Origin of the sequence: Rhodococcus sp. A14 (genome assembly GCF_011603105.1) — a bacterium.
Taxonomy (GTDB): domain Bacteria; phylum Actinomycetota; class Actinomycetes; order Mycobacteriales; family Mycobacteriaceae; genus Rhodococcus_F; species Rhodococcus_F opacus.
Genome location: NZ_JAAOQS010000032.1, coordinates 56,481 through 79,546 on the forward strand (window position 1 = coordinate 56,481; position 23,066 = coordinate 79,546).

A 23,066-nucleotide genomic window follows, 5' to 3' on the forward strand; every position below is an offset into this window, starting at 1 on the left:
ATTGCGGCTGCTCACGACTCTTGCGACGGACTCGGACGCCGCGGCGACCGCGGCTCTGACGAAGTAATACGGCCGCCCGTATCTGGGCGAGGACGCCTTCGTCGGCGCGCACTTCGACTCCTGGTCGAGCACCGGGGAGCGGGTGGGGGAGGCGGACCGGTTCACCGCGGACGATCTGGTTGCGGCGGGTGTTCCTGACGGTGCAGATTCCGCCGACGGCGGCGCGGGCGATCCTGGGCACGAAGGCGGAGGCGCTGAACGCCCTTCTGGCGGCCGTAGGCCCGGATCGGGACCTGGTTCGATGTTCCGCGTCCCCGGGTGTCTCCGCACGGTTCGTTCACCTCGTTGGGCCTGATCCGCCGCCGGCGTCGAATTGGGTGAGTTGGGCGGCGCCGGCGGTGTTGGTGGTGGTGTTCGGGTTGGTGACGGTTCCGTGGCGTGCTGCCCGGCAATTCGCCGTTCCGTTTGTGCTGGCGTTTGCGCCGATCGCCGCGCTGGCGGCGTGGTTCGTCATCGGGATGGACCTGTTTTCACCCCGGACTGAGCTCGCCGGTGCCGCTCGGGCGGCGCGTGAGTTGCTGCTGGGGCTGCTCGACGGTCCGCCCGGCGGGACCTATGTCGAGGGCCGCGACGATCGGCCCTGGCTGGACCCCGAGGCTTAGGTCGTGTTTCAAAGGTGGTTCGGCTGTGAGTTTTCGATCAAGTGGATGTGTCGCTGCCGTTGAATGACCTCGTGCCCAGCGTCGCGGGGCCGGGGCGGACGTTACCGACGTGCAATGGGCGCGGTTGGTGCCGCTGCTGCCTCTGGGTAGGAAGGCGGGCCGTTCGCCGAAGTGGACGAAACGGCAGCTCATCGACGGGATCCGGTGGCGGATTCGGGCGGGTACGACGTGGCGGGATGTGCCGGCCCGGTACGAGCCGTGGCACGGCGTACGGGTTGTTCCGGTGTTGGCGGCGGACGGGGGTGTGGGTGCGGCGCTGAAGTGTCGCTGCGACGCAGGAACAGCGACGTTGCGCGGGAGGATGCCGCCGTCGGGTCCTGCTCCTGTCGACGTTCCGGTCGTCGGCGTCTGTGCCGACGACCGGTGGTCTGAGGTCCGGTTGCATTCAGGCGTGCGACAACGGCGGGAGACCGGGCACGCCGCCGGGTGAGAGTGCACGAAAGACGCGCTCTGGTGTCATCGGCAACTCGGTGAGCTGGGCACCGACCGCGTCGGCGATGGCCTGCGCAATCGCCGGGGCGATGGGGAGCATGCCGCCCTCCCCCATGCCTTTGGCGCCGAAGGGGCCCGCGCCGTGTCCCTGCTCCTGGGTGATCGAGACGAACCGCTCGGGGAGGTCCTCCGCGAGTGGGACGCGGTACAGCAGGGCCTCGGCGTTGAGAAGTTCACCGTTCTCGTAGCGCATTTCCTCGAACAGAGCCTGCGCGAGTCCCAGAACGGCGGCGCCTTCATCCTGACCGCGGCAGCCGATCTTGTTGATCACCTTGCCCGCGTCACCACTGACCACGAGCTGCAGGACCGTAACCCTGCCGGTCTCCGGGTCGACTTCGACCTCGGCTGCCGCCCACCCGATCTCGTAGAAGACACACCGGGCGGCCAAGGGTGCATCGGCATCACTGCGCACCTTGTAATAGCCGTCGGCCGAGAACTCGAACCCGGTGTGTCCGAAGAACTCCATGATTTGCGGGAGAAGCGGATATACCTCGCCTGTGGGGGTGCGCACCGTCCAGTCGTCGAGCACTGCGGTGGCCGAGTCGATGGCGAACTGTTCACCGGCCCACTCGAGCACTTGTCTACGCAGGTTCTCCGCCGCGTTCCGGACGGCCTGTCCCATCACCACCACGCCGGACGAGGCGTTGGTGCCCTGATCGAAGGGGGTGTGGTCGGTGTCGATGCGCGTGTACACGACGCGGTCGCGGCTGGTGCGCAGGACGTCGGCGACGATCTGGGACAACGCGGAGTGCCCGCCCTGGCCCATCTCGGTGAGCGCGCAATTGAGGAAGACGTCGCCGTTGGCGGTCACCTTGACCCGCGCCATCGCGGGCTTGTTGCCGCCGCCACTGTCCTTGAGCCCGACGCATACCCCCATGCCGCGGTTTCCGCTGCGATCCCTGGAGTGGTAGCCGATAGCGTCCGCGACCAGACGCATTCCCTCGGCGAGGTCGGAGTCGATCCCCGCATCCCCGGGGACGAATTCTTCGCCGAGCTTTTTGAGGTTTTTCAGCCGCAGTGCGTAGGGATCGATGCCGAGTCGCTGCGCGATGAGGTCGATCTGACGTTCACCGGCCCACGTGGTCTGCGTGGCACCGAAGCCGCGCATGGCGCCGGCGGGCACCGTGTTCGTGGTAACCGCCTTGCAGACGGTGTCGATGTGCTGCCAGCGATACGCGCCCGGCATCCGATAGCCGGCCTTCTCCGCCACCGCCGGACTGTGTTCGGCGTAGGCCCCGCTGTCGAGGAGCACCGTCGATTTGCGGGCGACAAAGGTGCCGTCCGCCTTGACGCCGGCCTTGACGATCAGCTTCGCCGCGTGCTGCGACACGGTGAGGAAGCCCTCTTCCGTGCTCATGCAGAACCGCACCGGCCGGCCGCCGCTGAGCTGGGACAGGCGGATGGCGACCGGGTCGGCCTTCGGGCCGTTCTTCGCGCCGAACGCTCCGCCGAGCAGGGCGACGTGCACCCGGATCCGGTTTTCGGGGAGGTTGAATACGTGCCCGAGTTCCTGGCGGAGGTTGAACGGGCTCTGCGTCGCCGTCCAGACCTCGATCTGTTCATCGGTTGCCTCCGCGACCGTGACGAACGGTTCGAGATGCATATGGTTCATCCGGGAGAAGAGGAAGGTGTCCTCGAAGATGTGGTCGCACTCCTCCCACACGTCCGGTGATCCAGTGCTGTAACGGAATTCGTAGCTGACATTGTGGTCGATGCGCAGCGACGCCGACGCGCCGTTCCGGTAAGGGGGCAGACCACCGCGCGGCTCGAGCGGATGGATTGTCGGCGACGACGGATCGAGGGCCTCGTCGACGTCGAATACCGCGGGCAGAATCTCGTATTCGACCTGAATGAGGTCCAGTGCCGCCAGTGCCGTGCGCTCATCTACCGCAGCGACGGCGGCGACGATGTCGCCGACATAGCGGACGGCGTCCGTCGCGACGACCGGCTGGTCCTTGACCATGGTGCCGTAACACCCCAGGCCGTCGGTTTCGTTGCGGGTCAGCACCGCGGTGACGCCGTCCAGTGCCCCGGCGGCGCTCGCGTCGATGGACACGATACGAGCGTGCGCGTGCGGACTCCGCAGCACCTTCGCGTGCAGCATGCCCGGTCGCACGATGTCAGTGTTGTAGACCGCTTTGCCGGTCACCTTGACCGCGGCGTCCGCGCGCGGCAGATCGCGTCCGGTGACCCGCTTGTCCGGAGAGACGGTCGGCAGCGAATACACGGTGTACCCACCGCCCGCGGCGTCGGAATCAACGTTGTGAGTGAAGGATTCGGGTGTCGCGGTCACGCGGATTCCCCGTTCGTCTCACCGGTCAGTTCGGCAGCGCGCTCGACCGATTCGAGGATCATCTCGTATCCGGTACAGCGACAGGTGTTGGAACTGATCCATTCCCGGATGGTGCCGCGATCGGGTTGTGGGTCCTGACGCAGCAGCCCGGTGGTGAGCATCAACATCCCGGACGTGCAGAAGCCGCACTGGAAACCCCCGCACTCGGAGAATGCACGTTGCTGCGGGGACAGCGTGCCGTCGGGCGCGGCCAACCCTTCCACTGTCTCGACCGAGGCGCCGTCGATGCTGAACGCGAAGGTCGAACAGGAGGCGACGGGCAGATCGTCCACGAGCACGGTGCACGCTCCACAGACCCCACGCTCACAGGAACCGCGAACGCCGTTGCAGCCGTGGTTGTTGCGCAGGACGTCGAGCAGGATGGCGTTGGCGGCGACGCGCACGGTCTGCTTGACGCCGTTCAGGGCGAACTCGATGCAGGTGTCGAGTTCTCCGTCGGGGGCAGCGGATCGATCGGTCTCGCGATCGGTGTACTCGGTCATCTCGTTGTCTTTCCCTTCAGCTGAGCACATGCCGCGGTGAGCAGGCGGCGCGTCAACACACGCACCAGGTGCCGGCGGTACTCCGCCGAGCCGGTGTAATCGGCACAGTCGTCCGGTAGCTGCTGGGCAAGCTGCGCACTCACCTCGAGCGGATCGAGTTCGCGGGCGCCGGTATCGGCCGTCAGTGCGAATCCGTGGCGGTACTCCGATCCCGATTGCGCGCGCACCTGCAGGGTGCCGTCGGGGTTGCGACGCACCGCGAGGGCCACTGTCGCCGTCGGACGCATCGAACGCTCATATCCGAACCAGACGAGGTCGTCCGTTCGTACGGTGATGTCGGTCAACAGACCTCGCTGATCGGTTCCGCTGTCCGCCCACAACGACGCGACCGGGCGGGAGAGCGCGCCGGCGTCGAAGACCAGGTCCGCGCCGAGCGCCCCGAGAAGCAGCGGCATCTCGTAGCGGTACCGCCGCGCCATCAGGTTTCCGCCGACGGTCGCGGTGTAGCGGATCCGAACGGTCGCGATCGACGCCCATGCCGCCGCGAGGTTCGGGATCGCGGTGCCGACGATGTCGTCCGTCGCACCCATGTGGTGGGTCACCATCGGGCCGATATGAAGAACACCGGCCTCGTGGCTGGTGATGCGGAGCGCATCGACCTTCTGCAGCGACACCAACGTGTTCGGGGCGCAGCCCTCACGGATCTGGGCGACCAGATCCGAGCAGCCAGCGGCGAAAACAGCGTCCGGATGTTCGGACACGATCGCCAGGGCGTCCTCGATGGTGGTGGGGCGATGGAGCCGGAAAGGGGCCATCGCGAGTTGGCTCTGTGCCACCAACCCGGCCCCCAGGGCCTGGGTGCGCATCAGCGGGCTCCCCGCACGAGTGTGCAGCTCGGTCTCCCATAGCCGGTATGCATGTGGTGATTCACCCCTTGTAGGGCGCGCCGTTCGACGGCCGCGGAGACGACGTCGAGTGCGGCGCGGACGGCTACCGAACCGAGTCCGGTGTAGACGAACTTACGCCGATTCCGGCCCCGAAGATGCTCACGAACCACGATCTGATCCTCACTGCCAACGCAGTCGTAGGCGGCTGGGTCGGGGAGGAACAGCACGGCAGCCAAGGAGCCACGCGCGCCGAGCCTGCCGTCTGCTGGGTTCTGCTCGGGGGTCGCAACGCCGCGAAAGGGTAGGGCGGTCACTGTGCCGCCGCCCTCCGCAGCCACCGTGGGAAGGCCGCTCTTGTGCATGTGCCTCGTTCCATTCGAAAGGACAACGAATGCCGGTCCAAGAAGACTCAGCGCAAAGTATCTTTGCTATAAGATAGTTCTACGTTCCTGGCGCCCTGAGGTCAATAGCTCGGCCACGGTCGCCGGACCGATTGCGTCGATGCCCACGGAGCCGAGGCGCAACACCCACCGAAGAGTTCAGGTCGCAGTCGTAGCTGCATCGAAACACCGCCACCGACGCGTAGCTGCACCACCCCAAGAACGCCCTGCGACCACGTCAAGCGACCCGGGAGGCCCCACGATCGCCCATATTGGATTCGAGCTCTATGCAGACGCTGCGCCGAGCGACTTGGCGACATTCTCCGATGCGGCAGCCTGTAAGGAGCCCTCGAGGACGGACAGAAGATCGGCGAGCTGCTCGCGCTGACCACCCTCGAGGCCACCCTGCATCCGCGCCAGCTCCGCGAAGTGCGCATCCGAGACAGCGTCGACAAGTTTCCGGCCCGCGTCGGTGAGCGTCACATACACCACGCGGGAGTCGATGTCATCGCGCTCGCGCAGTACCAGGCCGGCATCCTCGAGCCGGTTCACCCGCATCGTCAGGCCACCCGTGGTGATCAAGGTCTGCTTCGCCAGTTCCCCGGCAGTGCGGCGGAACGTTGGTTCCGCACGCCGAAGGCAGGCGAGAACGTCGAACCCCGCCTCGTTCGTCCCGAACCGTTCGAACAGCTCATTGATCTGAGCCCGGTACAGCAGAAAACTCCGATGCAGCCGTCCGAAAATCTCCAAAGCCGACACGTCCAGCTCGGGACGCGTCCGAGCCCACTGCCGGATGATCTCACCGACCCCATCCACCCGATCCGATTCGGCCACTTCACACTCCAGATTCGATACGGGCACGGTGCCGCGAATCAGTCTCGCCTACCGGCGACCGGCTCACCGACAATTTCAGGACTTATCTTTGCGCAAAACTATTGTACGATCCTCGCCACCACCGCGACGGCTCCCCAGCCCCGGTCGCCGGAACCGTGACGCGAACAGAATTGCGAGGCACTCGTGAACACCGTCCTTCGCGACATCCACACCGAATGGGAAGCACACCGCGCTGTCGCTGTCGCCACCGTCATCGCCACTCACGGGTCATCCCCGCGAGACCCCGGCGCCATGCTCGCAGTCCATCAGGACGGAACCGTGGTCGGCAGCATCTCGGGCGGCTGCGTCGAAGGCGCCCTTTACGAGACCGCCCTCGACGTCCTCACCACCGGCCACCCCCGAATCGAGCACTACGGCCCCACCGGCGACATCCTCGAACCCGGACTGACCTGCGGCGGGTCGCTGACCGTGCTCGTGGAACGCGTAGACCGCGAGACCATGCCGCAACTCGCCGACCTCATGGAAGGGACACTGCGCGACGAAACCGTCATCCTCGAGACGGTCCTCACCGGACCGGAAGCAGGTACCCACCGCATCGCAAACGAACTCGACGCCCCCACCGGCCTGACCCCCTCCGGAACGCTGATACGCCGCTTCCAGTCCCGGCCACGGATGGTGATCGTGGGTTCGACCGACTTCGCCGCGGAAACCGGGATAGTCGGTACCCGAATGGGCTACCGGGTCACCATTTGCGATGCCCGCCCCGTGTTCACGACATCGCAACGATTTCCCGATGTCGACGAGGTCGTGTGCGAATGGCCGTCGGACTGGATCATAAGTGAGCGCAACAAAGGCCGATTCGATTCCCGCACAGTCATTGTCGTTCTCACCCACGACCCCAAAATCGACATTCCCGTCCTCCTCGAATGCCTCGACAAAACCAAATGGGCACAACCCCTCGCTTACATCGGCGCCATGGGGTCACTCACCGCCGACACCAACCGACGGCAAGCACTCACCGCAGGCGGCCTCCGCCCCGAACACCTCACCGCACTGTCGAGCCCAATCGGCCTCGACATCGGCAACCGCGGACCAGCCGAGACCGCCATCTCCATCGCCGCCGAAATCATCGCCAGACGGTCCGCGCCAATGTGCTCATACAAAGATGACCCCCATCCCGGTAACCCGCGGATCTCCAGCGCCGACCAGGACCAAAACCACCAGATCGATGCGCTGTTCCGCGCCGGGGTGATCGCCAGCCTCCACTCCTACGCGCGCGCGGCCACCGGCCACGATCTGAGCAGCTAGGCCGAGTACGGGAAACTGGGAGTAACAGATAGGTTGGATGCGCGTCGCCAGGCCCGGCCGCCGAGCACCGACAAGGAGCCTCCCATCAAGATCCTGCAGAACGTCTCGAGCGAGATCCGCGAGTGGGAACACGCCGTCACGACGGTGATGCTCCGAATACGGCAGATCGGGGTGCTGATCGACCGTCTGGGGCCCGCGCTCGACGACCTGTCCGAACTGCTCGACGCGGCCAAGCAGATCGCGGAGACCGCGGAGGGGCTCGCCGTCAGCGCGAAGGGCATCGACCAGAGCACCGAGATCATTGCCCGTGACGCCGAGAAGATCGCGCAGGCGCTGCCCGCGGTCGAGCGGCTGGGGAGACTCGCAGACCGCCTACCCGGTGGGGGTAGACGGTCTGCTGCCGGGCGGTGACGAGCGGATGTAGCCCCGTCAGGCGGTGTTACCTAGCGAGGTCGTGGACATCCGTGCCGACGAGGCGCAGTTCGGTGGGTTGCGCATCCGGGTCGTCGGCGATCCCCGAAATCGGCATCATCGCGAGGGCCTGGTCGAATGCGTCGACGAGCCATTCCCCGGTCACCGTCACGAGCCGGGTGTCCTCGGCGGCGGGCTGCTTCTGAAAGAAACTCACGACCCAGGGGTTCTGCGCGTCCGGATCGGAACTGAGATCCCCGGGTGCATTGGTGGCGAGCAGGTGAATACCGCGCTCGAAATCGACCCGGACGGCGTATCCGGTGCCGGTGTTGACGACGGTGGCCGGGCGGTGCGCGGCCAGGGCCAGCGTCATCAGGGCATCGGCGTAACGAGTGGTGTGCTCCAGGGTGAGTGGCATGAACGATCACCTTTCAACTTCTGTGAGCGTCGCCGCGGCAGAGCAGGCCCGGAGTTCAGTGGTCCGAAAATGCAGTTCCTCCGACAGGTCACGAGAAGATAGAAGTAAAACTGTTCGTCGGGAGCTTCGGCTGTGAGAGCGTCGTGCGGAATGGTGCTCTCACTGTCGGCCACCTTCGAGGTGGGCGTCCTGGCACAGCGTGCACAGTTGGTACGCCCGATTGGAACACGGACACGCCGGGCGGCCCGTGAACTCGGTAGCTGTGTACTCAACTACGACTAACCGTACGGTGCCGGACCCGGATACGCGACGCGGGGGCGTCCGTCGGATAGCGCTGTGGCCCATGACCTGGCGTCATGGGCCACAGCGTGTCGGCCTGGGGACAGCTCAGTGCTGCAACACCGGGTAGTCGGTGTAGCCCTTCGCGCCCTCCGAGTAGAAGGTCTGGGGGTCCGGGGTGTTGAGCGGCAGGTCTTCCTGCCAGCGCCGCACGAGATCCGGATTGGCGATCGCGGGACGCCCGACGACGACGGCATCGCCGTGGCCGTCGTCGAGGATTGCCAGCGCTTCGTCGCGGGTGGTGATCGCCCCGAAACCGCTGTTGATCAGCACCGGGCCGCCGAAGCGCGTCCGCAGGTCCTGCGCCAGGGGCCCGGACGGGTCCTTGTGCAGAATGCTCAGGTAGGCGGGCTTCAGCGGAGCGATGGCGTCGACCAGCGCGCCGTAGGTGGCTTGAACGTCGTCGGCGTCCAGTTCCAGGGCGTCCTGGATGTTGTGTTCGGGCGAGATGCGGATACCCACCCGGCCGGCGCCGATGGCGTCTGCCACGGCCTCGAACACCTCGACGACGAAGCGTGCCCGGTTCGCGGGTGAGCCGCCGTACGCGTCCTCACGCAGGTTGGATGCCGGGGAGAGGAATTCGTGCAGCAGGTAGCCGTTCGCGGCGTGGATTTCGACGCCGTCCATCCCGGCTGCCACCGCCTTCCGCGATGCCTGGACGAACTCCTCGATGACGGCGGAGAGTTCCTCGGTACCCAGCGCGCGGGGCACCGGGTACGGCTCCTTCCCCTCGTAGGTGCGGGTCTCGCCGTCGATGGCGACGGCGCTCGGACCGACGACCTCGTGACCGCCGGTGGTTCCCTCGTGGGTCACACGGCCGGCGTGCATGACCTGCGCGACGATCCGTCCACCGGCCGCATGCACGGCGTCGGCGACGTTCTTCCAGCCCGCAACCTGCTCGGGTGTCACCAGCCCGGGCTGGCCGGGGAAGCCCTGGCCGGCGTGGCTGGGGTAGGTGCCTTCACTGACGATCAGACCGAGAGAGGCCCGCTGTCGGTAGTGCTCGACCACCAGCGGTCCGGGCACGCCGTCACGCCCGGAGCGGACGCGGGTCAGGGGTGCCATCACGACCCGGTTGGGCAGTTCGAGTTCGCCGAGTGTCAAGGGGGAGAAGAGATTCACAAATATCGGTCTTTCCGTAGGTCGTGTTCGGCAGCGCCGTTCTCGGTGCCGCCGCGCAGTATCGGGATCCACTAGGGGAACGGGCACACGGGCCGGGCTATTCCGACTCGAGACGGCCGTCACCGCGAGGGCACCGTCCCCGAGCCAGGGACTCGAGCTCGCCTACAGGCTGTGGTCGCACTCGAGGAGGGCGTCGAGCCAGAGCAACGCTTCGACGAGGGCTTGCATGCGCGTGAGTGCGGTGTCGGCAGGCACGGGCGGCGGGGGATCGGATCCCGCCCGGTGCCTGCTCTGCAGGTGTCTCACGACGGCGGTGAACAGCCACTCGGCGGGCGCGGGCAACTCCTCGTTCAGCGCGGCTGTGTCGTGCACGACGGGTACGACGCCGATGAAGCTGTCGACGGCATCGTTGACGCTCGAGGCCGGATCCGCGATGAGGTCGGCGATGGTGGTGACGATCCACGCCACGACCTCCGTGAACGCCGACCGGTCGCTGCCGTGGTCGCACGCGATCTGGGAGATCTCGGGTGCGAGCGCCTGGAAGTCGCGGTCGCCGACCAAGGTCAGGAGGCGACCGCCCAGTTCCGCGCCGTCGGCGCGTTGAGGCCCATCGATCATGGCTGTCCCACGGCAGGTATTCGGCGCCGTGAGGGTTACGGATGGGCCGGTGATCCGACCCCGTCCGGGCGGCTCAGACCTCTGCTGCGACGGGCGGCTTGACGCCGACGACCGGGCACTGCGCCTCGAGGAGCACACGCTGGGCGACGGAACCCATGAGGAGTTTGCCGACGGGCGAGCGTCGTCGCATGCCGAGGACGAGGAGTTCGGCGGCGGAGTCGTAGGACGCGTCGATGAGGTTGTCGCCATGGGAGCGGTCGGGTTCGTTCCGCGCGATGCGGTAGTCGACGCCGGCTGCGTCCGCTTCCTCCCTTGCGGAGTGCAGTTCGGCCCCGAAGCCGGGATTCGAGGCGCTGTCGCCGTCGGCGATCACCACGAGATCGGTTGCACGCATGCGGGCTTCGGCGAATCCGAACGCCAGGGCGCCACGACCTTCGACTGTCGGAACGTAGCTGAGAATGACGCTCATCGTGACCTCGGCTCGAGTACGGGGGTGGTCAGGGTGCCCTGGGTGAGGTATTCGTCGAGGTTCTGCAGGGTGAGAGCCTCCATCGCGGCCCGGGTCTCGGTCGTGCCGCTCGCGACGTGGGGGAGGAGGACGACGGTGTCGAGGGCGAGCAGCGCTTCGGGAACGTGCGGTTCCCCTGCGAATACGTCCAGTCCGGCACCGGCGAGTTTGCGTTCGGTGAGCAGTTCGACGAGCGCGTCCTCGTCGACGACGCTTCCGCGTGCCACGTTGATCAGGTAGCCGTCGGGTCCGAGGGCCTCGAGAACCTGGCGGTCCACGAGCTTTTCGGTGCCCTTGCCGCCCGCTGCGGCGACGATCAGCACATCCACCCCGGCGGCGAGTGCGGCGGCCGAGCCGACGTACGCGAACGGGGAGCCGGGAACCTCGCGCCGATTGTGGTACGAGATCGTGCAACCGAAGCCGGTGAGGCGGGTGGCGATGGCGGAGCCGATACGTCCCAGCCCGACGATGCCGACCCGCGTGCCGCTCACCTTCCGGGTGAGGGGGAAGTTGCCCTCGGCGGGCCAGCGGCCGTCACGCACGAAGCGGTCGGCGGCGGAGAAGCCGCGGAGCGTGTCGATCAGCAATCCGACGGCGGTGTCGGCGACGCAGTCGGTGAGGACGTCGGGGGTGTTGCTCACGCCGATTCCGAGTTCCTCGGCGAGCACGACATCGGTTGTGTCGTAACCGACTCCGAAGTGCACGATGGCACCGAGGTTCGGCAGGTCCGTCATCAGTGCGGCGTCGACTCCGGTGCGGCCGGACGTCACGACCGCGGTGACGGACTCGCCGTGTTCGGCGAGGAAGCGGGTGCGGTCGTCGCCCAGCGGGAGGTCGAGTGCGTCGTACTTCTCGGCGAGCGTCGCGGTGAGGGACGGCTTCAGCGGCCCGACCTTCAGGACGCGTCCTCCCGAAACAGTCTGTACAGCAGCTTCTTTCACGGACGACTCAGCGGTCACCATCGTGCCTCCTGGCGAGTGGTGACGCGACTCTCCGCGTCACCGGTTACCCGTACGTTAAGCGGCGCCCGGAATACCTGTCCAACACGTAAATAACATGGATCGATACTCAAACGGCATTGGTTGGCGGCGCGTTGACGTGCGCAGATGCCGTAACCCCCTGTATGCGCCGGTCAGGGGCCTGCCGGGGTGATCGCAGTCTCCATCAATCAGGCGTGTGACCGCCCTCACGAGCCGTTTCGCGCCGTTTCCCCCTGTTGACGGCTCCTCCGCGCCGCTCATAGCGTGTGTCTACCGTCACAGGCGGGCCCTCTTCACTCGCGTCGAGTACGCGACACATCCCTACGGAGGACACCATGAGCCCTGCACGTTCGCTGCAGCAGGGAACCCGTTACCGCGCCGTCGTCGTGGCCACCGCCGCACTGACGGTGCCGGCTCTGGTCACAGGTTGCTCGGTGGCCAATTCGAGCCACAGCGACGCCGCCAGCCCCGACACGTTGCGGATCGTGCTCCCGCAGGAGCCGCCCACGCTCGAACCCTGCGACGCGTCACTGACCTCAACCGGAGTCGTCGTCCGCTCCAACATCACCGAGCCGCTGGTGGAACGCAACGCCGATACCGGCGATCTCGAACCGAAGCTCGCCGACTCATGGGAGCAGACGTCGGACACGGTCTGGACGTTCCGGATCCATCCGGGCGTCACGTTCAGCGACGGCAGCGTCTTCGACGCCGAGGACGCCGCCTTCTCGATTGATCGCACCGTCAACTCCACCATCGGCTGCGACGTCGACGGGTACGTCTTCGGCGACGACGAACTCGTGGTGAACGCGATCGACCCGTCGACCGTGACGGTGCAGACTCCCGTCGCCGACCCGATCCTTCCGCTGCGGATCTCGTTCGTGGAGATGGTGCCCTCCACCACCGACGCCCAGGACAAGGTGCGCGATCCCATCGGCACCGGCCCCTACAAGATCGACTACTGGGATCACGGGCAGCGACTCGCGCTGGTCCGCAACGACACGTACTGGGGCACGGCGCCCGAGTACACGCGGGCGATCTACCAGTGGCGGACCGAGGGCAGCGTCCGCGCCGCGATGGTCACCAACGACGAGGCCGAACTCGCCACGTACCTCGGTCCGGAGGACGGCGCGGGCGACCTCGGTGTCGCCTACCCCAACAACGAGACGACGGCGCTACGCATGATGGCCACCGAACCTCCGCTCGACGATTACCGCGTCCGCGAGGCCATCGACCTCTCCGTCAACCGGGAGGGGATCGTCAAGGCACTGTTCCAGGGCCTCGGCGAGCCGGCCGGGCAACTCGTCGGCAGCAGCATCGTCGGGTTCGACCCCGACCTGCAGCCGACCCCCTACGACTCCGATCGCGCCGCGCAACTGGTGGCGGAGGCGAAGGCCGACGGCGTTCCCGTCGACAACCAGATCCGCCTGATCGGGCGCACGGGCCAGTTCCCGAAGATCAACGAGACCATCGAGGTCATCCAGAACTCGCTGAGCAAGGCGGGCCTGAACGTGAAGATCGAGATGATGGACACGGCCGGGCAGATGCAGTACCAGATCCGGCCGTTCCCGCAGGGCACCGGACCGATTCTGCTGATGATCCAGCACGGCAACCAGGCGGGTGACGCGCAGTTCACCGTCGACCAGTACATGCGCAGCGACGGATACCAGAGCTACTTCGGCTCGCCCGGATACGACGCGCAGATCGACGCCGCCGAGCAACTCGTCGGCGACGCCCGGCAGGACGCGTTCGCCTCGGTACTGGCCAACGAGCCGAAGGAGATCCGGCAGTTCGCGTACATCGCCCACATGAACGCGGTGCTCGCCAAGTCCCCGACCGTGCAGTACGCGCCCAACTCCGCGACCGGCGACGAGATGCGCCTGAGCGAGATGACCCACGCGGACACATCCGCGAACGGCTAACCCCTCTTCCCAGCCCCCCGGAGGAACTGAGATGTCCCAACCGAACCCGATCCGAAGGCGGTGAGTCATGTTCGCCTTCCTGCGCCGACGCGTCTACACCAGCCTCGTACCCCTCCTCGTCGTCCTCTTCGGTGTGTTCCTGCTCGCCCGCCTCACCGGCGACCCGACCAACCTCTACCTCCCGGTCTCCGCGACACCGGATCAGCGCGCCGAGTTCGCGGCCGAGAACGGCCTCGACAAGCCGGTCCTGAGCCAGATGGTCGACTACCTGTCCGGGGTTGCCCACCTCGACTTCGGCGAATCGCTGCGCACCGGTGAATCCGCCGCGACCATGGCGTTGCGGGCGTTCCCGGCCACGCTGCAGCTGGCGTTCTTCACGATGCTGCTCGCGATCATCGGCGCCATCGTGATCGGCTGCTGGGCGGCGTACCGGCCGAATTCGCTCGCCGACCGGATCTCGAGCCTGCTGTCGATGACCGCGGCCAGCATCCCCGACTTCTGGTTCGCCATCACCGGCGTGTGGATCTTCGCGGTGGTGCTGGGGGTGCTGCCCACGTCGGGTACCGGAAGCGCGCTGTCGTGGATCCTGCCGATCGCCACGCTGCTCATCCGCCCGCTCGGCGTGCTCACCCAGGTGGTCCGCGGCGCGATGGTGTCGGCGCTGTCCGCACCATACGTACGTCTTGCTCGGAGCAAAGGCGCAGGAGACCTGCGCGTCGTCACCCATCACGCGCTCCGCAACGCCGCGGCTCCGGCGCTGACGGTGGCCGGCGACCTCACCGTCGGCCTGGTCAACGGCGCCGTCGTCGTCGAGGCGATCTTCGGATGGCCCGGCATCGGCAAGCTGATGATCGACGCGATCCTGCAGCGCGATTTCGCCGTCCTGCAGGCGGCGGTGCTGCTGACCGCGGTCAGCATCTTCGTTCTCAACATCCTGATCGACGCGGGCTACGCACTTCTCGACGCGCGTGTCCGTGAGAAGTCCAAGGTCTAGGAGGCCGCCGAGATGTCCATAGACAACGCACCCCGCCTGGACGGAGCCGGCGACCTCTACCCGGGCCCCGACGAGACGCCTGCCGTCGCGGCCCCCGTCGAGGAGTCCGTTCCGGCACCGAAGCCCTCCCGGAGCAAGGCACCGTTGTGGCGACTGCTCCTGCGTGACCGGATGGCCACGGTCGCGGCGGCGATCCTGGTGTTCGTGTTCCTCGTCGCCGTCTTCGGCCCGTGGCTCGTCGGCGACGCCGCGACGGATCAGAACCTCGACCAGTCCAACCTCGCACCGTTCCACGTGGCGAACGGGTGGATGAACATCCTCGGCACCGACCCGCTCGGACGCAGCATGCTGGCCCGGTTGATCGTCGCGTGCCGGACCACCCTCCTGGTGGCGCTGCCCGCGGTCGCGCTGTCCTGCATCGTCGGGTCCCTCGTCGGCATGTGGGCGGGCTACCACCGCGGCTGGCGGGAGACGACGGCGATGCGCGTCGCCGACGTCATCATGAGCTTCCCGTCGCTGCTGATGGCCGTCGTCGTTCTGTACGTGTTCTCGCCCAGTGCCGCGAACATCGTCCTGGTCCTGGCCATCACCCGCATCCCGATCTATCTCCGCACCGCCCGCGCGGAGTCGGCGGAACTGCAGAGCCGGTTGTTCGTGGACGCCGCGCGCACGTTCGGCGCCCGCAGCGGGGCCGTCATCCGCCGGCACGTGTTCCCCATCCTGCTGCCGACGCTGCTCACCGTCGCCACCCTCGACTTCTGCTACGTGATGCTCGCCGAGTCGTCGCTGAGCTTCCTCGGCATCGGCATCCAGCCGCCGGACATCAGCTGGGGCCTGATGGTGTCCCAGGGCCGGACGTACCTGCAGACGGCCTGGTGGCTGTCGTTCTTCCCCGGTCTCGCCATCGTGATCACCACCGTGTCGGCGACCGTGCTCGCGGCGTGGGCCCGGATCGCCACCGACCCCGCCCAGCGCTGGCGTCTGACCGTCCCGCGGTCACGCCGCTCCCGGCTGTTCCCCACCCGAAAGGTCGTCTCATGAGTGCACCCGCACCGGCTGTCGAATCGCTCGACGTCGCAGACACCGACCGCGTCGCCCTCGAGGTCGCGGATCTGACCGTCGACCTGCGTACCCCCTCGGGCACGGTCCGGGCCGTCGACCACGTGTCGTTCACCGCGCGGCGCGGGGAGACCCTCGCGCTGCTCGGTGAGTCGGGGTGCGGCAAGTCGATGACCGCGCAGGCGCTCGTCGGCCTGCTCGAACCGATTGCCGACATCACCGACGGCTCGGTCCGTCTCGGCGACGTCGACCTGGTGACGGCGAAGGCCAGGACCCGCCGCACCCTCGCCGCCACCGAACTCGCCATCGTGTTCCAGGACGCGCTGACCGCGCTCAACCCGGTGTACACGGTCGGCAAGCAGTTGGCCGAACCGTTCCGCATCCATCGCGGGCTGTCCTCGAAAGAGGCGCGACGGGAAGCGGTCTCGCTGATGGAGAGGGTCGGGATTCCCGAGCCCGAATCGCGCGTCGACTCCTACCCGCACCAGTTCTCCGGCGGCATGCGGCAGCGCCTGCTGATCGCGATGGCCGTCGCACTGAGCCCGACGGTCCTGCTCGCCGACGAACCGACGACGGCGCTCGACGTCACGGTGCAGGCGCAGATCATGTCGCTGCTGCGGGACCTGCGCACCGAGCACGACATGGCTGTCATCCTCATCACCCACGACCTCGCCTTGGTCGCGGAGGAGGCCGACCGCGTCGCGATCATGTACGCGGGCAACGTCGTCGAGACCGGTCCGGTCGCCGAGGTGTTCTCGTCGCCGCAGCACCCGTACACCAAGGGGCTGCTCGATTCGGTCCCCGTGCACGCGGTCCGCGGGGAGGACCTGAAATCCATCGGCGGCACCCCGCCCGACCTGCACTCCATTCCGTCCGGCTGCGTCTATCAGGCGCGCTGCCCACTGGCCCGCGACCTGTGCCGGACCACCCGACCGCCGCTCGCCGACGTCGCCACACCTGGTCGCCGCTCGGCGTGCCATTTCCCCGAGGAGATCTCGCATGTCTGAGTCGATTCTGAAGGTGCGGGGCCTCACCAAGACGTTCAAGGTGCCGGCCAACGCGGCGGGCAAGAATCAGTTGCGCGCGCTCGACGGCATCGACCTCGACCTCGCCCGCGGCGAAACGCTCGGGCTCGTCGGCGAATCGGGTTGTGGCAAGTCCACTCTCGCCCGCACGCTGATGATGCTCGAGCGCCCGGACTCCGGTTCGGTGACGTGGGACGGCGTCGACCCGTTCCCGCTGAAGGGCAAGGACCTGCTCGCGCTGCGCCGCCGGGTGCAGATGGTGTTCCAGGACCCGTACGCGTCGCTGAATTCCCGGATGTCGGCGGCCGACATCATCGCCGAGCCGTGGCGCACCCACAAGACGATGTACAAGACGAGCCGCGACCGGGCGGCACGGGTGCGGGAACTGCTGCACCTGGTGGGTCTGCGGCCGAGCGACGAGCACCGGTACCCGCAGGAGTTCTCCGGCGGTCAGCGGCAGCGACTCGGAATCGCCCGCGCCCTGGCGTTGAACCCGAGCGTCGTCATCTGCGACGAACCCGTGTCGGCGCTCGACCTGTCGGTGCAGGCGCAGGTGCTCAACCTGCTGAACGACCTGCAGAAGCAACTCGGCATCTCGTACGTGTTCATCTCGCACGACCTGTCGGTGGTCCGGCACGTCGCCGACCGCGTCGCCGTGATGTACCTCGGGCGGATCGTGGAGACGGGTGCGACGGACGCCGTCTTCGACCGTCCCGCGCACCCGTACACCGAGGCCCTGATGTCGGCGGCGCCGAAGCTGGACGCCGAATCCCGGGGCAAGCGGATCATCCTCGACGGTGAAGTGCCGTCGCCGCTGAACCCGCCGTCGGGCTGCCGGTTCCGCACCCGCTGCGCCCACGCGACCGACATCTGCGCGAGCACCGTGCCGCCCGCCGCGGTCGACGAGCGGGAGAGCGGCCATGTCGCCGAATGTCACCACCCCCGGCGTCCGATCGAACTCGGCGTCCCCGTCGCGGTCGGGTGAGCGGGGCGGAGTTCGCGATCATCGCGTTCGCCGTCTTCCTCGCCTCGTGCATGCAGGCGTCGATCGGCTTCGGGATGGGGATGCTCGCCGCACCCGTCGTCGCGCTCGTCGACCCGGGCCTGCTGCCCGGGACGCTGATCATGACGGCGACGGTCGTCACGGTGATGGTGGTGTGGCGGGAACGCGACGCCCTCGATCTATCGGGCACCGGGTGGGCCCTGGCCGGCCGGGTGCCGGGCACGATTGCGGGCGCGTTGCTGCTGGTGGTGCTGCCGGAACGGGGGCTGTCGCTGCTGCTCGCCGCCGTGGTGCTGGCCGGGGTCGTCTTCGCGACGCGGGGCTGGGCACCGCCGCCGCGACGCCGGAACCTCGCCGTCGCCGGCGCCGCGTCGGGTCTGCTCGGCACGGCCACGTCGATCGGCGGACCGCCGATGGCACTGGTGATGCAGGGGTCGAAGGGGGCGCAGCTGCGCGGCAACATGAGCGCGTTCTTCCTGGTCGGTTCCACACTGTCGGTGGCCGTTCTCGCCGCGACGGGGTCGGTGCACCGCGAGTCGGCGGTGATGTTCCTGCTGCTGATCCCGGCGACGGTGCTCGGCTACGTGGCCTCGCGGTTCGTGAATCGCCACCTGGACGCGGCGCGCCTGCGCCGGGCGTCGATCACGGTGTCCTGTGTAGGTGCGTTGATGCTGATCGGACAGCAACTTCTCTGATGCAGTGTCTGCATCGTTCGATGCTCAACAAGTCTTGGACATGTATCGATCGGGCCACTTAGAGTTTTCGTTGTGAGGCGCCTCACGGGCGGCGCTGCGCTGTGAAGGAAGGTTTCGGAGATGAGTACAACGAGCACCACCCCGGTCGTCACCGACATGCGAGTGGTCCCGATCGCGGGACACGACAGCATGCTCCTGAACCTGTCCGGCGCGCATGCCCCGTACTTCACCCGGAACCTGGTGATCCTCACCGATTCCGACGGCAACACCGGTGTCGGCGAGGTGCCCGGCGGTGAACCGATCCGCCGTACTCTCGAAGACGCCCGCGCGATCGTGACGGGGCGCGGCATCGGCGAGTACAACGGCGTTCTCGCCGATCTGCGACGCACGTTCGCCGACCGGGACGCCGCGGGCCGCGGCAACCAGACGTTCGACCTCCGTGTCGCGATCCACGCCGTCACCGCCGTCGAGTCGGCACTCCTCGACGTTCTCGGGCAGCACCTCGGTGTTCCCGTCGCGGCCCTGCTCGGCGAGGGTCAGCAGCGCGAGAAGGTGCGGGCGCTCGGCTATCTCTTCTTCGTCGGCGACCGCAACAAGACCGACCTCGAGTACCGGTCGGGTGCGGCGGAGTCCGACGACTGGCTGCGCCTGCGGCACGAGGAGGCGCTGACACCGGACGCGGTCGTGCGGCTCGCCGAGGCGGCCCAGGCGCGGTACGGCTTCGCCGACTTCAAGCTCAAGGGCGGCGTCCTGGCGCCCCGCGAGGAGGCGGCGGCCGTGACGGCGCTGGCCGAGCGGTTCCCCGACGCCCGGATCACCCTCGACCCCAACGGCGGTTGGCTGCTGTCGGAGGCGATCGAGACGTGCCGCGGACTGAAAGACGTTCTCGCGTATGCCGAGGACCCCGTCGGCCCCGAGGGCAGCTTCTCCGGTCGTGAGGTGATGAGTGAATTCAAGCGCGCCACCGGACTGCCGACCGCCACCAACATGATCGCTACCGACTGGCGCGAGATGGGGCACACCATCCGCTCCGGCGCCGTCGACATCCCGCTCGCCGACCCGCACTTCTGGACGATGAACGGATCCGTCCGCGTCGCCCAGCTCTGCGATGCGTGGGGCCTCACGTGGGGTTCGCATTCCAACAACCACTTCGACGTGTCGCTCGCGATGTTCACCCACGTCGCCGCCGCGGCTCCGGGCGACATCACCGCCATCGACACCCACTGGATCTGGCAGGACGGTCAGCGGATCACCAAGGACCCGTACGAGATCGAAGGCGGCTACCTCACCGTGCCGTCGACGCCCGGCCTCGGTGTCGAACTCGACATGGACCGCGTCGAGGCGGCCCACGAGCTGTACCTGCAGAAGGGTCTCGGCGCGCGCGACGACTCGATCGGCATGCAGTTCCTCGTGCCGAACTGGACGTTCGACAGCAAGCGCCCGGCGTTGGTGCGCGCCTGATGAAGGTCGTCGTCGGCGACCGGAACCTGCTGCCGCATCGCGAGCTGTTCGAGTCGGGACTGCCGTCCGGTGCGACGGTGTCGTGGCATCGGACGTTCGACGAGTCGGCCATCGTCGCCGACCTCGCCGACGCCGACGTGTACGTGGGTGGCCGGTTCACCGCGGCGATGGCGGCCGCAGCGCCGAAGCTGCGCCTGCTGCACGTCGCCGGCGCGGGCACCGACAACGTGGCGTTCGCCGCGCTCCCCGCGGACACCCTGGTGGCCAACACCTTCCACCACGAGGACTCGATCGCCGAGTACATCGTGTCGGCGGCGCTGATGCTGCGACGCGGATTCCTCCGGCACGATCGCGCCCTCCGCGGCGACGTCTGGGCCACATCGGTCTACGACGACGCGATCGGGCAGTCCCGGTCGATGCGGGGCGCGCGGGTCGGATTCGTCGGTTTCGGTCACATCGGCCGGCGGTCGTGGAACCTGCTGCGCGCGTTCGGTTCCGGTGGCTGTGCGGTGACCGGCCGGGGCGATCTCGACGCCGCCGCGGAAGGCCTCGCATGGGCGGGAGACAACACGTCGCTGCTCCGGCTCCTGACGGAGTCCGACGTGGTGGTGGTGTCCGCGCCGCTGAACGATCACACCCGCGGCATGATCGGCGGCGCGGAACTCGACGCGCTCGGCCCCGACGGCATCCTGATCAACGTCGGGCGCGGCCCTCTCGTCCGGGAACAACCGCTGTACGACGCGCTGGCATCGCACCGGATCGCGGCCGCGGCCATCGACGTCTGGTACTCGTACCCCGATGCCGGCGGTCACGGCGCCCCGAGCGCGCTGCCGTTTCGCGATCTGCCGAACATCCTGATGACCCCGCACTCGTCCGGCGTCACCGACCACACGTTCGTCGGCCGCGTCGGCGACATCACCGACAACATCCGCAGGCTGGACACGGGGCAGACGGTCCTGCGCACCGTCCGCCCCGGCTAGCGTGCGTCAGTAGTTACCGCAGGTCTCGGCGATCGTCAGCGCCTTCGCGCGCCATTCGACGGCCGGTCCTTCGGTGGGGACGGTGTCCAGTCGGCTCTTCAGCTGCGGGTGGGCGTCGAGGACGGCCTGGCGGTCGGCCGGGGACTTCGCGAAGAAGTCCGCCAGCTGAGCCTTGCGCTCGGGTGCCTGGTCGAGGCGTGCGGCGAGCTGCGGAGTCACGTCGTGCATCGCCGCATCGATCTGCGCGAAGCTGCACGTGGAGTTCACGAGGCGGGAAGAGTCGGAGTCGGCCGGATCGGCGGAGGCGATGCCCGGGATCACGAGGGCGGCGGAGATCGCGCCGACGGCGGCGATACCGAAGTGCAGACGTGCTCGTGAAACGTTCATGACGAGTCCTCCCATGTCGGTTGGTTTGCCGGGGAAACGGTAGGGGCCCGAATTGTGACTTTCCTGAGGACCGTCTGAGAATGGTGCGGCGAACTGGACTCCGGAGATGGTACGCAGCGCGAAGGCTGCACGTCAGCAGCCCACCGATCAACGTTCGGCGTTCGACAGGTTCGTGGAGCAGATCGAACTCCGGGTCAGCCAGGCGCCCTTCCAGCTGTGTGGGGTCATCCACAGCCCGTGGACGAGGTCGAGGGTGTCGGGTGCTGCGGTGTGACTGTTCATGACTGTGATCCTTTTGTCTCGGGTGAGGGGATGCCACGAGGTGTAGGTAGACCGCGAGCACGGCGCCGTCGATCCGCGCGGATGACTTCTTGCCGCCGATGTCGAACGGCACTTTCTGGTCGTCGTCACGTGAAGGACGAGGGTGGGGACGTCGACCTTGTCGAGGTCAGCTCGGAAGTCCGTCGCCGAGAACGCGGCGATGCCTTCGTAGGCGATGTGGTGACCCCCTGATTTGCCTGCGACCAGAACGAGTCGCGTACACCCTGGGACGGGTGACTGTCAGGTCGGTTGCGCCGAAGAATCGAAGGCTTCGACCGGGATGCCGTCGGGGTTGTCGGCGGTCTGCAGCATGAACGGCGGCACCGCCGAGGCGAGCACGATCTGGGCGACCCGGCCGGTCCCGTGCCGTTCGACGTATCTACTCACTTCACCACCGCCGGTCGAGAGACCGGCCAGCGTGGTGTCGTGAAGGTCGAGGTGCTCGAGTAGCGCCGCGAGGTCGGTCCTGCGCTTCCCAGCTGTCCGCATTGAGCGGCCACCCGTGGCTCAGGACTACGGGCGGCCGGCACCCCAGTCCTTGTAAAGGATGTCGGTGCCGTCGAGAGTGGTGCCTGCCGGTACGCCGCACTCCTCGATGAAGAGTGAGTGGAAATGGGAGCGACGGTCCCACCGTACGAGCTTTCGGACCTGCGAAACCGGCTCAGCGTGCACGCTTCTGATCTGACGGTGCACGCCGGCAGGAATGGCAGATCCGGCGGAGTCCAGCGTGCGAATCACCCGCGACCAGGCGATTTGGAATATCGCGTGCGGTTCGCGTAACTTATTCCAAGTCAGAGCGACACGGACACCGACATTCACCACCTGGTGATGCAACGAGGTTGTACGAAGTGCCTGACCAATCCGAAGTTCACCATCGTGTATGGTTGTGCTTCAACCCCGGAATGTCTTCAGCGGGTGCCGGTTTGCGCCGGTCAGTCCGATGAGATAAGCTGGAAAAGTTGCCCCGGAGCGGCTGGCGAGTGTGCCAGAAGTGATGGTGTGTGCGTGTTCTTTGAGAACTCAACAGTGTGTCGATGAATGTCAGTGCCAAATGTTTTTGGTACTCCGCATCACGGATGATCAACTGGCCCTTCGGGTTTGGTTGTGAGTTGTGGTGTGGGTATTTGCTGGCTCTTCTCCTTCTTCCGTCGGAGGGGGGTCAGTGTTTGAAATGCTAGTTTGAGTTTTTGATTGCTAGTGATTTGACTCGATGTCTATGACTGATTAGCAGGTTCGCCTGTGAAATCTAGAGTCTTCAACGGAGAGTTTGATCCTGGCTCAGGACGAACGCTGGCGGCGTGCTTAACACATGCAAGTCGAGCGGTAAGGCCCTTCGGGGTACACGAGCGGCGAACGGGTGAGTAACAC

General features: G+C 67.2%; 24 protein-coding genes and 1 rRNA gene. 12 read left to right on the top strand and 13 right to left on the bottom strand.

The features are described from left to right. Nucleotides 1-188: 188 nt before the first annotated feature. A complete protein-coding gene (locus G9373_RS18745) occupies nucleotides 189-662 on the top strand; it encodes a hypothetical protein (protein ID WP_005569220.1) in 474 nt (157 codons plus the stop codon). 445 nt (nucleotides 663-1,107) lie between these two features. Here G9373_RS18745 and G9373_RS18755 read toward each other — a convergent pair whose 3' ends face one another. The 5 genes from G9373_RS18755 to G9373_RS18775 all read right to left on the bottom strand — a co-directional run bounded on the left by G9373_RS18755 (nucleotide 1,108) and on the right by G9373_RS18775 (nucleotide 6,150). Then, nucleotides 1,108-3,507, bottom strand: coding sequence for a xanthine dehydrogenase family protein molybdopterin-binding subunit (locus G9373_RS18755; protein WP_081276513.1), 2,400 nt, complete (start codon nucleotides 3,505-3,507; stop codon nucleotides 1,108-1,110). After that, the gene (locus tag G9373_RS18760) at nucleotides 3,504-4,049 is read right to left on the bottom strand and encodes a (2Fe-2S)-binding protein (protein ID WP_005256507.1); all 546 of its coding nucleotides are present in this window, start codon (nucleotides 4,047-4,049) and stop codon (nucleotides 3,504-3,506) included. The genes G9373_RS18755 and G9373_RS18760 overlap by 4 nt, the downstream gene beginning before the upstream one ends. Further along, nucleotides 4,046-4,915, bottom strand: a complete 870-nt coding sequence (locus tag G9373_RS18765; protein ID WP_005256509.1) for an FAD binding domain-containing protein — start codon at nucleotides 4,913-4,915, stop codon at nucleotides 4,046-4,048. Before G9373_RS18765 ends, G9373_RS18760 begins: the two co-directional genes overlap by 4 nt. Continuing rightward, nucleotides 4,915-5,298 (bottom strand): hypothetical protein, encoded by a 384-nt coding sequence (locus G9373_RS18770; RefSeq protein ID WP_005569224.1) that lies wholly within the window; start codon nucleotides 5,296-5,298, stop codon nucleotides 4,915-4,917. Before G9373_RS18770 ends, G9373_RS18765 begins: the two co-directional genes overlap by 1 nt. A gap of 303 nt (nucleotides 5,299-5,601) precedes the next feature. Beyond that, entirely contained in the window at nucleotides 5,602-6,150 is a 549-nt protein-coding gene (locus tag G9373_RS18775; protein ID WP_005569225.1) for a MarR family transcriptional regulator, read from the bottom strand. Between the two features lie 183 nt (nucleotides 6,151-6,333). Between G9373_RS18775 and G9373_RS48210 the strand changes: the two genes are divergently transcribed. Both G9373_RS48210 and G9373_RS18785 read left to right on the top strand, forming a co-directional pair. Then, nucleotides 6,334-7,458, top strand: coding sequence for an XdhC family protein (locus G9373_RS48210; protein WP_167116136.1), 1,125 nt, complete (start codon nucleotides 6,334-6,336; stop codon nucleotides 7,456-7,458). A gap of 33 nt (nucleotides 7,459-7,491) precedes the next feature. Further along, a complete protein-coding gene (locus tag G9373_RS18785; protein ID WP_167116139.1) occupies nucleotides 7,492-7,869 on the top strand; it encodes a hypothetical protein in 378 nt (125 codons plus the stop codon). A 28-nt stretch (nucleotides 7,870-7,897) separates the two neighbouring features. Here the strand turns inward: G9373_RS18785 and G9373_RS18790 are convergent, their stop codons facing one another. The 5 genes from G9373_RS18790 to G9373_RS18810 form a co-directional block, all read right to left on the bottom strand. Then, on the bottom strand, nucleotides 7,898-8,287 hold the full coding sequence (locus G9373_RS18790) for a hypothetical protein (RefSeq protein WP_064080240.1): 390 nt from the start codon (nucleotides 8,285-8,287) through the stop codon (nucleotides 7,898-7,900). A gap of 387 nt (nucleotides 8,288-8,674) precedes the next feature. Then, nucleotides 8,675-9,748: an alkene reductase gene (locus G9373_RS18795; RefSeq protein ID WP_005569228.1), complete on the bottom strand. Its 1,074-nt coding sequence runs from the start codon at nucleotides 9,746-9,748 to the stop codon at nucleotides 8,675-8,677. 162 nt (nucleotides 9,749-9,910) lie between these two features. Continuing rightward, nucleotides 9,911-10,366: a hypothetical protein gene (locus tag G9373_RS18800; protein WP_167116142.1), complete on the bottom strand. Its 456-nt coding sequence runs from the start codon at nucleotides 10,364-10,366 to the stop codon at nucleotides 9,911-9,913. Between the two features lie 73 nt (nucleotides 10,367-10,439). Then, nucleotides 10,440-10,835 (bottom strand): universal stress protein, encoded by a 396-nt coding sequence (locus G9373_RS18805; protein ID WP_167116145.1) that lies wholly within the window; start codon nucleotides 10,833-10,835, stop codon nucleotides 10,440-10,442. Beyond that, a complete protein-coding gene (locus tag G9373_RS18810; RefSeq protein ID WP_167116148.1) occupies nucleotides 10,832-11,836 on the bottom strand; it encodes a 2-hydroxyacid dehydrogenase in 1,005 nt (334 codons plus the stop codon). The genes G9373_RS18805 and G9373_RS18810 overlap by 4 nt, the downstream gene beginning before the upstream one ends. Nucleotides 11,837-12,189: 353 nt before the next feature. On the opposite strand from G9373_RS18810, the gene G9373_RS18815 reads away from it, so the two are divergent. The 8 genes from G9373_RS18815 to G9373_RS18850 all read left to right on the top strand — a co-directional run bounded on the left by G9373_RS18815 (nucleotide 12,190) and on the right by G9373_RS18850 (nucleotide 20,990). Next, nucleotides 12,190-13,773, top strand: coding sequence for an ABC transporter substrate-binding protein (locus G9373_RS18815; protein ID WP_054246763.1), 1,584 nt, complete (start codon nucleotides 12,190-12,192; stop codon nucleotides 13,771-13,773). A 67-nt stretch (nucleotides 13,774-13,840) separates the two neighbouring features. Next, nucleotides 13,841-14,767, top strand: coding sequence for an ABC transporter permease (locus G9373_RS18820; RefSeq protein WP_005256530.1), 927 nt, complete (start codon nucleotides 13,841-13,843; stop codon nucleotides 14,765-14,767). Nucleotides 14,768-14,779: 12 nt separating this feature from the next. Then, nucleotides 14,780-15,808, top strand: coding sequence for an ABC transporter permease (locus tag G9373_RS18825; protein WP_064080936.1), 1,029 nt, complete (start codon nucleotides 14,780-14,782; stop codon nucleotides 15,806-15,808). After that, complete coding sequence (locus G9373_RS18830; protein WP_064080937.1) at nucleotides 15,805-16,833, top strand: ABC transporter ATP-binding protein; 1,029 nt, start codon at nucleotides 15,805-15,807, stop codon at nucleotides 16,831-16,833. Before G9373_RS18825 ends, G9373_RS18830 begins: the two co-directional genes overlap by 4 nt. Next, a complete protein-coding gene (locus G9373_RS18835) occupies nucleotides 16,826-17,836 on the top strand; it encodes an oligopeptide/dipeptide ABC transporter ATP-binding protein (RefSeq protein ID WP_167116151.1) in 1,011 nt (336 codons plus the stop codon). Before G9373_RS18830 ends, G9373_RS18835 begins: the two co-directional genes overlap by 8 nt. Continuing rightward, nucleotides 17,833-18,549, top strand: coding sequence for a sulfite exporter TauE/SafE family protein (locus G9373_RS18840; protein ID WP_167116154.1), 717 nt, complete (start codon nucleotides 17,833-17,835; stop codon nucleotides 18,547-18,549). The genes G9373_RS18835 and G9373_RS18840 overlap by 4 nt, the downstream gene beginning before the upstream one ends. Nucleotides 18,550-18,669: 120 nt before the next feature. Beyond that, on the top strand, nucleotides 18,670-20,010 hold the full coding sequence (gene gudD / locus G9373_RS18845) for a glucarate dehydratase (protein WP_054246768.1): 1,341 nt from the start codon (nucleotides 18,670-18,672) through the stop codon (nucleotides 20,008-20,010). After that, nucleotides 20,010-20,990: a 2-hydroxyacid dehydrogenase gene (locus tag G9373_RS18850; protein WP_054246769.1), complete on the top strand. Its 981-nt coding sequence runs from the start codon at nucleotides 20,010-20,012 to the stop codon at nucleotides 20,988-20,990. The genes gudD and G9373_RS18850 overlap by 1 nt, the downstream gene beginning before the upstream one ends. Nucleotides 20,991-20,996: 6 nt before the next feature. Here the strand turns inward: G9373_RS18850 and G9373_RS18855 are convergent, their stop codons facing one another. The 3 genes from G9373_RS18855 to G9373_RS46530 form a co-directional block, all read right to left on the bottom strand. Continuing rightward, nucleotides 20,997-21,377 (bottom strand): hemophore-related protein, encoded by a 381-nt coding sequence (locus G9373_RS18855; RefSeq protein WP_054246770.1) that lies wholly within the window; start codon nucleotides 21,375-21,377, stop codon nucleotides 20,997-20,999. 147 nt (nucleotides 21,378-21,524) lie between these two features. Then, nucleotides 21,525-21,659, bottom strand: coding sequence for a hypothetical protein (locus G9373_RS47690; RefSeq protein ID WP_259465630.1), 135 nt, complete (start codon nucleotides 21,657-21,659; stop codon nucleotides 21,525-21,527). Nucleotides 21,660-21,938: 279 nt separating this feature from the next. Then, nucleotides 21,939-22,187 carry an alpha/beta hydrolase gene (locus G9373_RS46530; RefSeq protein ID WP_240960615.1) on the bottom strand — a complete coding sequence of 83 codons (249 nt, stop codon included), beginning with the start codon at nucleotides 22,185-22,187 and terminating at the stop codon, nucleotides 21,939-21,941. 766 nt (nucleotides 22,188-22,953) lie between these two features. Between G9373_RS46530 and G9373_RS18865 the strand changes: the two genes are divergently transcribed. Continuing rightward, nucleotides 22,954-23,066, top strand: a 16S ribosomal RNA gene (locus G9373_RS18865); the annotation flags it as partial.